Here is a 13,040-nt window from a genome sequence, read left to right as displayed (position 1 = left end):
GGTCTGGCAAGGCCAGACTATTAATAATGACTGCGAATGGGTGCCTGAACTTCGCCGTTACCGACGGTGATATTCAGGATATTGGAGACGCGTCCGGCCACCAGTTCAATATCAAACGCTGCCGCAGATGCAGGGCTGAAATCAAAAACAGATTGCTGAGACGCATTGGCCTCCGCGACGCTTTCATCACGGTGCACCACACCCAGTAAATTGTCCCCCAGACGCTGCTGCATAAAAGCAGTGACTTCACGGCTTATATTGCGGCGGTTATCGCTCTGGTTGAGAACAAAATAGTGTCCACGTTTATTATTCAGTGGCTGACCAATCATGCGGTCATTTTCAATTTGCGGCAGCAAAGAGACGGAAGCGGTATCCGCCAGCATCACCACCAAATGCATATCGGCCAGTGCCGTCATCGCCTTTAATGCCGGACCCGGCCCAGGCGGAAAATCGGCGATGATCACCAGTCCCGGATAATTCAGCACCGTATCCAGACCGCGTCGCAGGAAATGGGGATCTTTCGCCAGCCTTTCTTCAAAACGCTCGCGCTGTTCTTCGGTGACGTCACCGTAGGGCATGACAAAAATATTGCCGCCGGTGGTGAGAATCGACTGACTCCAGTCGGCCTGCTCATCCGAGCGTGCCACAAAGCCGCGGCCATCATGCAGCGGCACCCCAAAATGCAGGCGTAGGGCATTTTGTACGTCAAAATCGATTGCCAAAACTTTGCTGCCTGCGCGGGCCAGACTCCAGGCCAGGTTGGCTGCCATTGTGGTTTTCCCTACTCCCCCTTTAGGCGAGCACACACAAACTAACGGCATAGCGCAATCTTCTCCAGTAACGGTTTCAGTGGTGTATCTTTCGACAGGCTCGTTGGCGCAGCTGGCCGCGAACGAAATAACGCGCCAAAGCGTGACGGTGCCGCAGCCGCTGGCTGAGGCGCAGGCGCAACCGGTGCGACAAAGGCGGGCACCGGAGCAACAGCAGCCGGTGCTGGCGCAACCGGAGCAGGCACCACCCGGGGGGCGGGTGCCACCACAGGTTCAGGCACAACAGCCTGAACCGGGGCCGCCGGGGCTTCAGCCGGTTTTGGCGGCGGAGGCGGAAACAGCGATGTGGTCGCCTGACGCTCAACGTGGGTCGCTTTCGGTGCCACTGGCGTGATCGATGGCGCAGGTCGGGAGGTTTCAGGCGGGAACAGCGATTGCGCTGGCGCTGGCGCTGGCTCAGCCGATGCTGCTGCAGGGACGGCCGCCAGGCTATCAAGAATCGAACCCCGCACGCTGCTGGCAACAGGCGTCACCTGCGTTTCGGCCTGCGGCGCGCTAAATTCGTTGCCACGAATCGGCTGCGGCTGCGGCAAATCAATACGCTGGCCACCACCCAGGGTTTCCTGATCTTCGTCCGCAGCCAGCTGACGAATAATCGCCCACTGGCTTCGATCGGCTTCCTGCGTTTGCCCGGACATATCCTTAAAAGCGATATCCAGCGTTTGCGTTTTTTCCTTAAAACGCTGCAAATCGTCGTAGTTCTTCATGACCAGGGGCCTGTTAAGGAGGGGGGAATTTTTCGCGAATATATCACATACCTTTAAACACAGTGAGAGAATTCTGATTATTAAAACGTCGAATTCAATAAAAGAGTTTTATCTTTCTGATTGAAAAAAAGGTAGTGAAATAACGCCTCATCTGTTTATTGACCGGAATTAATTAATATCGGTTAACTGAAATAATCACGGCGATAACATTTTCGTAACTCACTGAAAAATCATCAACCCTTTGCAATTTACAGACTTTTCATCAGTGTGATACGCCTCACATAATCCTGACAAAATTCAGAATAGGTCTTAACACTGAAAAGAATTTTTAAGACCAGGCTAAGACGGATGAAATGGCGTAATGAATTTTTTTGTTTTTCCATAATCAATGCTTCGGGCGTTAATTTTTCTGAAGTATAGACGAACAAAAGAAAAAGGCCCCATTCGGGGCCTTAAACAATCACCATAATATTTTTATGCGCCTGTGATTGGCTGGTTTTCATCCTGATCGACAGCGAAGCAGGCAATCTGCTGTTCGCCATAGGTTTTCAGTTTCGGCTGCAATTGCACGCAGGTGCCGAAACGACGGCGGCAGCGCGCATTGAAAGCACAGCCCGGCGGTGGGTTTAACGGGCTGGGCAGCTCGCCGGTCAGTTTAATACGTTCACGACGCTCATCCGGGTTGAGACGCGGCGTGGCCGACAACAGCGCCTGGGTATACGGATGACGCGGGTTGCTGAAGATCGCCTCTTTGCTGCCTTTTTCCACACAGCGGCCCAGGTACATCACCATGACTTCATCGGCGATATGTTCCACCACCGACAAATCGTGAGAAATGAACACATAGGAAAGGCCGAGGTCCTGCTGCAGGTCCATCATCAGATTCAGCACCTGCGCACGCACCGACACATCAAGCGCTGAAACCGGTTCATCGGCAATCAGCACATCCGGGTCGAGCATCAGACCACGCGCAATGGCGATACGCTGACGCTGGCCACCAGAGAACATATGCGGGTAACGATCATAATGTTCGGTTTTCAGGCCAACCTTCGCCATCATCTCCAGCGTTTTCTCGCGACGTTCCGCTTTGGTCAAGGTGGTGTTGATCACCAGCGGCTCTTCCAGGATCTGGCTGATTTTTTTGCGTGGATTGAGTGAGCCATACGGGTTCTGGAACACAATCTGGATTTTCTGGCGACGCAGTTTCTGCGCCTGCGGATCGTGCTTCAGCAAATCCTGGCCGTGCCAGTACAGCTGCCCTTCCGTCGGGGTTTCAATCATGGTCAGCAGACGGCCAAGAGTGGATTTACCACAGCCCGACTCCCCGACCACCGCCAGCGTTTTACCGCGTTCCAGATTGAACGACACGCCATCCAGCGCTTTCACCAGGCGTTCCTGGCCGAACAAACCTTTCTTCACCGGGTAGTGTTTTTTCAGGTCAATCGCCTGCAACAGGTAATCCTGCGGTGTATTTTCATGACTCATAAGTCGGTCTCCCGGCATCATCCAGTGGGAAGTGACATTTGGACTGACGGCCCGGAATATCGCGTAACTCAGGTTCTTCACGACGGCAACGGTCAGTGACATAGGGGCAGCGCGGATTCAGCAGGCAGCCAGTCGGGCGGTCATATTTGCCCGGCACCACACCCGGCAGCGACGCCAGACGTGCTTTATCCGCCGCGAATTCCGGCAGCGCGCGCAGTAACGCCTGGGTGTAGGGATGACGCGGTGCTTTGAAGATATCCACCGCTTTGCCGCTTTCCACCACCTGGCCGGCATACATCACGATGATGTGCTGGGCTGCTTCGGCCACCAATGCCAAATCATGGGTGATGAGGATCAGCGCCATGTTTTCCTGCTTCTGCAACTCCAGCAGCAGTTCAATGATCTGCGCCTGGATGGTCACATCGAGCGCGGTGGTCGGCTCATCAGCGATCAGCAGTTTCGGTTTGCAGGCAATCGCCATGGCGATCATCACACGCTGGCTCATACCACCGGACAGCTGATGCGGATACACATCCAGACGTGATGCCGGATCGGGAATCCCCACCTGCTCCAGCAGGTCAATCGCCCGCTGACGGCGGGTGCTACGGCTGCCGCCCTGATGCACTTTCAGCGCTTCCATAATCTGGAAGCCCACGGTGTAACACGGGTTGAGGCTGGTCATCGGGTCCTGGAAGATCATCGCCACTTCCGCCCCCACCAGCTGACGACGCTCCTTTTCGGAGATGCGTTGCAGATCGCGCTGATTAAACTCCAGCTTTTCTGCCATCACCCGACCGGGATAATCGATCAGGCCCATAATCGCCAGTGAACTGACGGACTTGCCGGAACCGGACTCGCCGACAATCCCGACCACCTGGCCCTGTTCAACCTGATAACTGATGCGGTCAACCGCACGGAACGGGGTTTTTTCGTCGCCAAAATGCACCGACAGTTTTTCTACATTTAATAACGCCATCTCGGTGCCTCTTTACTGCTTGAGTTTCGGGTCGAGTGCATCACGCAAACCATCGCCCATGAGGTTGAATGCCAGAACCGTCAGCAGGATGACCACCCCAGGGAAAGTCACGACCCACCAGGCACTTTGCGCGTACTGCAACACGTCGGAGAGCATGGTGCCCCACTCCGGCGTCGGCGGTTGCGCCCCCATACCGAGAAAGCCCAACGCCGCCATATCGAGAATGGCGTTGGAGAAACCTAAAGATGCCTGCACGATCAGCGGTGCCAGGCAGTTAGGCAGAATATTGACGAACATCTGGCGCAGCGTACCGGCACCCGCCACGCTGGAAGCGGTGACGTAATCGCGGTTCACTTCCACCAGCACCGCCGCGCGCGTCAGACGGATATAGTGCGGCAGCGCCACGAACGTCAGCGCCAGCCCGGCGTTAACAATCGATGGGCCAAAAATCGCCACCAGCACCAGCGCCAGCAACAGGCTCGGCAGCGCCAGCATGATATCGACCAGGCGCATGATGATGGCGTCAACCACCCCGCCGAGGTAACCGGCCATCAGACCGAAAACCACGCCGAGGATCAGCGACAGCACCACCACCAGGCAGCCCACCAGCAGTGACAGGCGCGCACCAAACATCAGGCGCGACAGAATATCGCGGCCAACGTCATCGGTGCCGAGGATAAATTTCCAGCTGCCACCGTCCTGCCAGACTGGCGGGTGCAGCAGCGCATCACGGAACTGTTCGGCTGGCGCATGCGGAGCCAGAAATTCGGCGAAGATGGCGATGAGCAACATCAGGACGATGTAGACCAGGCCAATCACCGCGCCTTTATTACGTTTGAAGTAGTGCCAGAATTCCTGAATTGGGGTCATCGGCTTGGGTGCAGCGCTTACGCTTGCGGGATCAACAGCAGACATGATGCCCCCTTATTTCTTATGACGGATACGTGGATTCACCACGCCGTACAACAGATCAACCAGCAGGTTGACCAGGATGATCAGAATCGCCACCAGCAGCACGCCGCCCTGCACCACCGGATAATCGCGGCGTTGCAGCGCTTCAATCAGCCAGCGCCCAAGGCCCGGCCAGGAGAAGATGGTTTCTGTCAGAATGGCACCCGCCAGCAAAGTACCGACCTGCAAACCGATAACCGTCACCACTGGCAGCATGGCGTTACGCAGCGCGTGCACCACAATCACGCGCATACGCGTCAGCCCTTTGGCGCGGGCGGTACGGATATAGTCTTCGCCCAGCACTTCCAGCATCGAGGAGCGCGTCATACGCACAATCACTGCCAGCGGGATGGTGCCCAGCACGATGGCGGGCAGAATCATGTGCATCACCGCATCTTTGAAATCACCCGGTTCACCCCAGATCAGGGTATCAATCAGCATAAAACCGGTGAGCGGATGGCTATCGTCGAGGAAAATGGTGTCGCTGACACGCCCGGAAACCGGTGTCAGGTTGAGCTGCACCGACACCAGCATGATCAGCATGATGCCCCACCAGAAAATCGGCATCGAATAGCCGGTGAGTGAGATGCCCACGGCGGTATGATCAAACACCGAACCGCGTTTAACCGCAGCCAGCACGCCCACCGGGATACCGACGGCAATGGCGAAAATCATCGCGCAGATGCCCAGCTCCAGCGTGGCTTTAAAGCGCGGCACAAATTCGTCCCACACCGGAATGCGGCTTTTCAATGAGATACCTAAATCGCCGTGCAATACGCCGTTGATGTAGGTGAGATATTGTTTCCACAGGGGTTGGTCAAGACCAAACATCGCCATCAACTGCGCATGGCGTTCTGGCGAGATACCACGTTCGCCCGCCATGATCAGCACCGGGTCACCGGGGATCAGATGGACAAATGCGAAGGTCAACAGGGTAATACCGATAAATGTCGGGATGACAAGTCCCAGACGTCGGAGTATGAACTGCAGCATAAGCCGGACTCTCAGTCATTTCCCACAGCGTTGCCGCCGGGGACTACATTGCTCAAAACATGCATCCGGCACATAGCCGAACGCGACGCCAGAAGCGCTTCAATATAAGAAATTTAGCCGGAAAAAAAATGCGGAGTGCGGGCGGTAAAGATACCGCCCGAGGGCCGACGGCGTCGGCCCTGACCGCCATAATCCGAAAGGTTATTCCTGGATATCGACGTTTTCGAAGTGATGTTTACCTAACGGGTCAACCACATAGCCGGTCACTTTCTTGCTGACTGGCTCATACACAGTCGAGTGAGCAATGATCAGCGCCGGAGCCTGGTCATGCATGATCACCTGTGCCTGTTTGTAGTATTCAATACGTTTGTTGTGATCGGCTTCAGCGCGTGCCGGCTGAATCTGATCTTCAAACGGCTTGTAGCACCAGCGAGAGTAGTTAGAACCGTCTTTCGCCGCCGCACAGCTGAACAGAGTGGCGAAGAAGTTGTCCGGATCCCCGTTGTCACCGGTCCAGCCCATCATCACCGTCTGATGCTCACCCGCTTTGGCGCGTTTCAGGTACTCGCCCCACTCGTAGGTCACGATCTTAGCTTTCACGCCAATTTTCGCCCAGTCAGCCTGAACCATTTCCGCCATACGACGGGCGTTCGGGTTGTAAGGACGCTGAACCGGCATCGCCCACAGGTCGATACTGAAGCCATCCGGCAGGCCTGCTTCTTTCAGCAGTTCTTTCGCTTTAGCCGGATCATACGGATAATCTTTAACCGCATCGTTGTAGCCCCACATGGTCGGCGGAATCAGGTTTTTCGCTGCCTGACCTGCACCCTGGTACACCGCATCAATAATGGCTTGCTTGTTCACCGCCATGGTCAGTGCCTGACGCACTTTCACGTTATCCAGCGGTTTTTTCTCGGTGTTGAACGACAGGTAACCCACGTTCAGACCCGGTTGCTCCATCAGATTGATGTTTTTGTCTTTCTTCATGCTGGCGATATCAGCCGGGTTCGGGTACGGCATCACCTGGCATTCGCCTTTCTGCAACTTGGCGTAGCGCACGGAAGCATCTGGCGTGATAGAGAAGACTAAGCGATCGATCTTCGGCTTGGTGCCCCAATAATCCGGGTTAGCTTTGTAGAGGATGCGTGAGTCTTTCTGGTATTGCAGCAGCTGGAACGGACCGGTACCCACTGGGTTGAGGTCCACTTTTTCCGGCGTACCGGCTTTCAGCATGTTGTCAGCGTACTCTTTGGACAGGATGGAGGCGAAGTCCATACCGAGGTCAGCCAGGAACGGGGATTCCGGACGTGTCAGCACGAAGCGAACGGTGTTGTCGTCCACTTTCTCGATTTTGCTGATCAAGTTCGGCATGTCCATGCCTTCGAAGTACTCGTAGCTGCCGCCAGAGACGCCGTGGTACTTGTTGTTTTTATCGAGCTGACGCTCGAAGGAGAAAATCACGTCATCAGCGTTGAAGTTACGCGTCGGTTTGAAGTCTTTGGTGGTTTGCCACTTCACGCCTTTGCGCAGATGGAAGGTATAGGTTTTGCCGTCAGCGCTCACATCCCACTTTTCGGCCAGGCCCGGTTCCACTTCTGTGGTGCCGATTTTGAATTCAACCAGACGGTTGTAGATCGGTACGGAGCTGGCATCGTAGGTCGTACCAGAGGTGAACAGCTGAGGGTTGAAGCCTTCCGGCGAACCTTCTGAACAGTAAACGAGGGTTTTCGCCTGGACACCCGCGGCAACGGTCATAGCAATCAGGCTCAGACCGACCTTCAGCATCCTGGATTTAGCCAGGGAGTTGATCATGTTTTGCTCCATTGTGATGTGATGTTGTGTGCGTTGCGCCTGACCTCTGATTTTTTTATGCGGTTCAGGCAAGTCACGTTAGTGACCAAAATGCGAGCCGTTGTTGTTGTTGCCCTGGCACCGTGGAATCTGCCAGAAGCGTCGGACTCTGCATCTATTGACGCATCAATTTGTCAACAGTTGCAAAGAACGTCAATACAAGGTGGGGTTATTTACAGAGAGTGTGAGTAACCGCAAGCAACGATAAAAAAACCCCTTCAACCGGTAAGCCAATATTTAAAAAGGTGATAAAGCCATCTACACCGAGTGATTATCTGGTTATATAGCCAAATGACAGTGATTATCACCGCTAAAAAACATACAAATATTGCCAGTAAATGTTGAATATATGAACGATTCCCCGTGCGTTATGACGTTCAGGCAGCGAAATATGCTGGACTATTGGCATAAGAAATCAGCAAAAAGCAAAAAGCGGTCATAAGAAGAATGTGTCGCGAATTAAGCGAGCAGCTAAGCAGCAGCAAGGGATTGATAGCCATGAGCAGGAATAATGACGACTATTTTGTAAATGGAGGGTGTAAAGGGTGAATTGTGACGTTTTGATATTTAAATCATGCGTCGCATCGAATAAAACCGCGCGATAAATCGCGCCGCTACGATTACGGACGAAAAAAAACCCGCTTTTACAAGCAGGTTTCTTAAATCTGGTCGGTGAGAGAGGATTCGAACCTCCGACCCCTTCGTCCCGAACGAAGTGCGCTACCAGGCTGCGCCACTCACCGATGGGGGCGCATCTTACTGCGCCACTTCTGGAGCGTCAATCCCTTTTTGTGCAAATCAACACGATCGCCTGGAAAGCAGGCAGCAGGGAAAAATCCTCTGCTGCTCAATAAGTTCCAGGCAAAAATTACAGCGTTTTGGCCTCTGTGGCTGCCGCAGGTGCCTGGCACCAGTTATTCGCCGCTTTAATCCCGCCGTCCGGCGAGCTATAGCCGAGGCAGCCGAGAATGGTGTCAAACAACTCAACATGACGATGTGTTTTGCCGACGCGCTGTTGCGCCTGCAAACGCTCGAAATTGCTGCGGTTGGTCGGGTCAGCCAGATACTTATCCGAGGCCCAGACCATCATCGGGACGCGGAACTGCTCCGGCGGAGCCATTTCACGCGGTGTACCGTGCAAATGCATATTTTCGCTAATCGACTCACCATGATCGGCGGCATAGAACACAATCGCCTTCTTGTCACGCAGCTGGTCTAACACGCTATCCAGCATGGTATCGACATAAAGAATCGAGTTGTCGTAAGCATTGATCAGTTGTGCTTTGCTACAGGTTTCATCGACACCCATACACTCGGGTTGATAGCGGGCAAAATTGCGCGGATAACGCTGCGAATAAAGATAGTGCGAACCTTTGGTATGCAGTACCACCAGATGCTTGCCTTTCGGGAAGCGCTCCAGCGATGATTGTAACTCCGGCACCAGCAGCATATCGTCCACCGGCTTGCCCTGGTTACGCTTCTCAGAACCAATCTGCTCACGGAACGAGAAGTTATTCACATCGGCGTTATCGTAGAACCATACTTCGCTCTGCATGGCGAACAGCTCCGACGTGAAACCCAGCTCTTTCATCACCGCGAAAATATTCTGTTCTTTCAGGGTGCGCCCCGGATTATCCATAGTGCCGCCTTCACGCACGAACATGCAGCGCAGTGATAACTTAGTCGCGGTATCGCAGGACTCGCCACGGAATGCCACCAGGTTTTTCTCTTTCGATAACTTCGGCGTGGTATCGCGTGCATAACCCAGCATGCCCATATGATCCCAGCGCGTCGTCTCACCAATCACAAACACCACGTAGGTGTCATCAATACCGGGGGGAGCCACGTAGGTAAACTTCTTTGCCGGGTCGAGCAGTTCCTGGCTATCCAGTTGCTCATCCACTTTGGTCCAGGCAAACAGCCCGAGCGCGGCAATCCAGTTTGAAGGCAGATAAGAATGCGCCACCACGCCGCCATAGCTGGGCAGATCGATGTTGGTGATCTCTTCGTTGGCTTTTTGCAGCTTGTCGAAATAGCGAATCGGCAGCCACACCAGCGCCACGCTCAGCAGCAAAATCACCGTGGGTTTGAGACGCTGGCCCGGCGTTTTCAACTGGTTAATCAGCGTCTGGCTGAGGTTATTACGCCAGATCATCAGCAGCGGTAAGGCACTCACCAGCACCATCCACAGCACAAAATGCAGGCCAATCACTTCTTTCGACAAATCAACATCGGTGGTCATCACCGAAGCGACGATGCCGTAGCCGATCACCACGTTAAAAAAAGCCATGTAATACGCAGAGGCGACGGAAATCACCACCAGCAGGCTGGCGAGCACGCGATAAACCCATTTGCCGCCCAGCGACAACAACCGCATCAGGAAGAAGGTCAGCAGCACTGCCGCCACCACTTCTGCCATAGCAGAGGCCCATTCGGTCAGTGTGAATTTCGTCAGATAACTGTCAAAACGTCGATAAAAAATCGGCAAATTCAACAAGATGCCGATATACAGCGCGAGCAGCAATGACAGCTTCTGCTGCGTTAAGGTTTTAATATAATTCATGAATTTACTTATTCCCGGCCTGGTGTCGGAGCTATAACCCTAAATGTGACTATGTAAAGACAGTAGAGTTCGCACAGTTTGCTAAAAACGTGATGAAACGAGCAGGATCGGGACGAATCTGAACGGAGAGAACCGGATGATGCCAAGCCAGCAGTAGAACATTTTTTGCACAAACCCGTAGCGGCGCAATTTATTGCGCAATGTTTTTGGCGTGTGAATCAAAACCCGCGCGATAAATCGCGCCGCTACGGAATGTGCACTCACTGAAGACGATTAATGAAATAAAATTCTTATTTCACTTTGGTGATTCGTCCATCTTTGGTGCGTACATAGGCAGAATAGTCAATGCCAAACCTTAAATCGCCATTATGCATGCGAAGAACCGACATAAGGATATTTTTATCAATGCAATTTTTAGGTGGGTTGATGTCATTGAAGCACAAGCGGTCTTTCTTACCTAATTCCTGGTAACCATCGCCAAAAGCAAAAAAAGTTATATAGAGTGGATTATCAGCATACTGAGCTAATATTCCGTTCTTATTTTCTAACCACCAATCAATCTTTCCTGATTCTGATAATGGAAGATGATCTACGATAATAGCTAAAGAATCTCCTGACCGGTGAGTGTCAATGACATTGACTTCTCTGTACTCAAGATAGAAGTACAAACCTGCTACGAGGATGATAAAAGAGAATAAAATATATCGTTTTTTCATCAGCAATGCCCTTCAAGCTCAATAGTGGCTTCCAGATTAGTCAGGAAAGGCCGAAATCCGAACTTGCTGGAAATCTCTGAGCATTTTTTTGATCAGGTGTTTATACGGTCCCACGCAGGCATAGGGTAGCGAAGTCACCTGCATTTCCTCACACAATAAACGGGCACATAGCGCATATCATCCGTGCCATAGTCATTAAAAAAACGTTGGGTGGTATAAATCGTTTGCGGAAAGGTTGCCATTGCCATGTGGAGTTACTCCTGTAACCGGCTGTCCATGATGCTGGCTATTAAATCGTGTTGCCCGACAGAAAAAATTGATCAAACCCCAGGAAATGAAATCACCCCAAATAAAAAAGACCCCGCAAGGATTTTTTATTAATTGAATAACTAAAAAGAGGCAAAAATTAGTGATATTCCATGCCACCTGAATGCCAAAACCATTCGGGATTAGGACGAATCTGAATGGAGAGAACCGGATGATGCGAAGCCAGCAGTAGAACATTTTTTGCACGAACCCGTAGCGGCGCAATTTATTGCGCAATGTTTTTGGTGCGTGAAGTAAAACCCGCGCGATAAATCGCGCCGCTACGGAATGTGCACTCACTGAAGACGATTAATGAAATAAAATTCTTATTTCACTTTGGTGATTCTTCCATCGTTGGTACGTACATAAACAGAAGATGCAAAGCTAAATTCCAAATCACCACTACGTGTGCGATCTACTAACATTAAAATATCCTTATCAATACAATTATTAGGCGGTGTGATATCGTCGAAGCATAGCCGGTCTTCTTTGCCTAACTCTTTATATCCGTCACCAAATGCGAAAATAGTAATAAGTTGTGGCCCATCTTCATTGCCAGGTGAAATGTTGTAATTTGAAAAAATGACTGCCTCATTTTTTAACCACCAGTTGATACGACTCGATTGTGACAATGGCAGATGGTTGACCAGAATATCCGCTGCATATTTTCCATGATGCACATCAATAACCTTAACTTCTCGATTATTAAGGTAAACGTAGGCACCACAGGCTATGAAGGCAAGCACTATCATTAATTGAAAAAAACGCTTCATCAGTTTCCACCTTCAATATCAATAGTAGCTTCCAGGTTGGTCAGGAAAGGCCGAAACCCGAATCGATGATAGCGCTGTAGAATGAACCAAATGCGAAAAAATTGGAACTGATGAAATTTCTTCTTTCGTATATCATCAACATCAAGCCCAAAATGATCTTGCCCGGTAAACCTTATCCTTGCTCGCCATTTGGTGTTACTTACTTCCAGGTTCAAAAGATCAATACGCGTCGCATGAACATCATGAATGGTGATCCCCATTCCATTGATTTTATCCAGTATCAATGAATCAAATTTTGGCAGTCTGCTCCTGTTCAGGTCTTCGTGAATTTCATTAACTCTTTCAGCAGGGTAACCACCTTTTTGATAGTCAATATATTTATTGATGACCTTCGGTATCCTGATTTTTGCACTTTCGCTATTATTATCTCTCAAAATCTTCTCCCGGTACGCCATATCCAATTGCATATCCCGGAAGGGCCCTCCGGTCGATTGCTGAAAATGCCTGAGCATTTTATTGATTAGGTGTTTATACGGCCCCACGCAGGCATAGGGTAGCGACGTCACCTGCATCTCCTCAAACAATAAACGGGCACATTCTTGCACACTCACCGCTGCTCCACGTTTGCCACCATAAGCGCCATGGAAACGTGATTGAGGATTATGAAACGTCGTCAGCCGTGTCAGGGTAAAAGGATCGACCTGGCTGGATATATGAGTAAGCCCAAATTCATGCTTTAACCGTTTTTCATCAATATCACCATAGCGCATATCATCCGTGCCATAGTCATTAAAAAACGTTGGGTGGTATAAATCGTTTGCGGAAAGGTTGCCATTGCCATGCGGAGTTACTCCCTGTAACCGGCTGTCCATGATGCTGGCTATTAAAT

11 protein-coding genes and 1 tRNA gene are annotated in these 13,040 nt (G+C 51.6%); all 12 read right to left on the bottom strand.

All coding sequences use genetic code 11. The features are described from left to right. Positions 1-20: 20 nt before the first annotated feature. The gene (gene bcsQ, locus CUN67_RS00425; protein WP_208713541.1) at positions 21-821 is read right to left on the bottom strand and encodes a cellulose biosynthesis protein BcsQ; all 801 of its coding nucleotides are present in this window, start codon (positions 819-821) and stop codon (positions 21-23) included. After that, positions 812-1,537, bottom strand: a complete 726-nt coding sequence (bcsO, locus tag CUN67_RS00420) for a cellulose biosynthesis protein BcsO (protein ID WP_208713540.1) — start codon at positions 1,535-1,537, stop codon at positions 812-814. The genes bcsQ and bcsO overlap by 10 nt, the downstream gene beginning before the upstream one ends. Before the next feature lie 474 nt (positions 1,538-2,011). After that, a complete protein-coding gene (dppF, locus tag CUN67_RS00415; RefSeq protein WP_208713539.1) occupies positions 2,012-3,022 on the bottom strand; it encodes a dipeptide ABC transporter ATP-binding subunit DppF in 1,011 nt (336 codons plus the stop codon). Further along, positions 3,012-3,998: a dipeptide ABC transporter ATP-binding protein gene (dppD, locus tag CUN67_RS00410; protein WP_084871672.1), complete on the bottom strand. Its 987-nt coding sequence runs from the start codon at positions 3,996-3,998 to the stop codon at positions 3,012-3,014. Before dppD ends, dppF begins: the two co-directional genes overlap by 11 nt. 12 nt (positions 3,999-4,010) lie before the next feature. Further along, positions 4,011-4,913 (bottom strand): dipeptide ABC transporter permease DppC, encoded by a 903-nt coding sequence (gene dppC, locus CUN67_RS00405; RefSeq protein ID WP_208713538.1) that lies wholly within the window; start codon positions 4,911-4,913, stop codon positions 4,011-4,013. A 9-nt stretch (positions 4,914-4,922) separates the two neighbouring features. Beyond that, entirely contained in the window at positions 4,923-5,942 is a 1,020-nt protein-coding gene (gene dppB, locus CUN67_RS00400; RefSeq protein ID WP_021183745.1) for a dipeptide ABC transporter permease DppB, read from the bottom strand. A gap of 201 nt (positions 5,943-6,143) precedes the next feature. Then, on the bottom strand, positions 6,144-7,754 hold the full coding sequence (gene dppA, locus CUN67_RS00395; protein ID WP_208713537.1) for a dipeptide ABC transporter periplasmic-binding protein DppA: 1,611 nt from the start codon (positions 7,752-7,754) through the stop codon (positions 6,144-6,146). Between the two features lie 705 nt (positions 7,755-8,459). Then, positions 8,460-8,536 (bottom strand) — tRNA-Pro (locus CUN67_RS00390). A gap of 125 nt (positions 8,537-8,661) precedes the next feature. Beyond that, entirely contained in the window at positions 8,662-10,356 is a 1,695-nt protein-coding gene (gene eptB, locus CUN67_RS00385; RefSeq protein WP_208713536.1) for a kdo(2)-lipid A phosphoethanolamine 7''-transferase, read from the bottom strand. Positions 10,357-10,646: 290 nt separating this feature from the next. Beyond that, a complete protein-coding gene (locus CUN67_RS00380; RefSeq protein ID WP_208713535.1) occupies positions 10,647-11,072 on the bottom strand; it encodes a DUF943 family protein in 426 nt (141 codons plus the stop codon). 632 nt (positions 11,073-11,704) lie between these two features. Further along, a complete protein-coding gene (locus CUN67_RS00370) occupies positions 11,705-12,151 on the bottom strand; it encodes a DUF943 family protein (protein WP_208713534.1) in 447 nt (148 codons plus the stop codon). Next, positions 12,151-13,023 (bottom strand): DUF3289 family protein, encoded by an 873-nt coding sequence (locus tag CUN67_RS00365; RefSeq protein ID WP_254711369.1) that lies wholly within the window; start codon positions 13,021-13,023, stop codon positions 12,151-12,153. The genes CUN67_RS00370 and CUN67_RS00365 overlap by 1 nt, the downstream gene beginning before the upstream one ends. Between the last annotated feature and the right edge of the window lie 17 nt (positions 13,024-13,040).

Source organism: Pantoea cypripedii, from assembly GCF_011395035.1.
Lineage (GTDB): Bacteria > Pseudomonadota > Gammaproteobacteria > Enterobacterales > Enterobacteriaceae > Pantoea > Pantoea cypripedii_A.
This window is presented reverse-complemented; position numbering and strand designations above follow the sequence as displayed.

Coding starts and splice junctions, on each gene's coding strand:
- dppD (WP_084871672.1), bottom strand. CDS start 3,998: ATGGCGTTATTAAATGTAGAAAAACTGTCGGTGCATTTTGGCGACGAA.
- dppF (WP_208713539.1), bottom strand. CDS start 3,022: ATGAGTCATGAAAATACACCGCAGGATTACCTGTTGCAGGCGATTGAC.
- CUN67_RS00365 (WP_254711369.1), bottom strand. CDS start 13,023: ATGGACAGCCGGTTACAGGGAGTAACTCCGCATGGCAATGGCAACCTT.
- bcsQ (WP_208713541.1), bottom strand. CDS start 821: ATGCCGTTAGTTTGTGTGTGCTCGCCTAAAGGGGGAGTAGGGAAAACC.
- CUN67_RS00370 (WP_208713534.1), bottom strand. CDS start 12,151: ATGAAGCGTTTTTTTCAATTAATGATAGTGCTTGCCTTCATAGCCTGT.
- dppA (WP_208713537.1), bottom strand. CDS start 7,754: ATGATCAACTCCCTGGCTAAATCCAGGATGCTGAAGGTCGGTCTGAGC.
- bcsO (WP_208713540.1), bottom strand. CDS start 1,537: ATGAAGAACTACGACGATTTGCAGCGTTTTAAGGAAAAAACGCAAACG.
- dppB (WP_021183745.1), bottom strand. CDS start 5,942: ATGCTGCAGTTCATACTCCGACGTCTGGGACTTGTCATCCCGACATTT.
- eptB (WP_208713536.1), bottom strand. CDS start 10,356: ATGAATTATATTAAAACCTTAACGCAGCAGAAGCTGTCATTGCTGCTC.
- CUN67_RS00380 (WP_208713535.1), bottom strand. CDS start 11,072: ATGAAAAAACGATATATTTTATTCTCTTTTATCATCCTCGTAGCAGGT.
- dppC (WP_208713538.1), bottom strand. CDS start 4,913: ATGTCTGCTGTTGATCCCGCAAGCGTAAGCGCTGCACCCAAGCCGATG.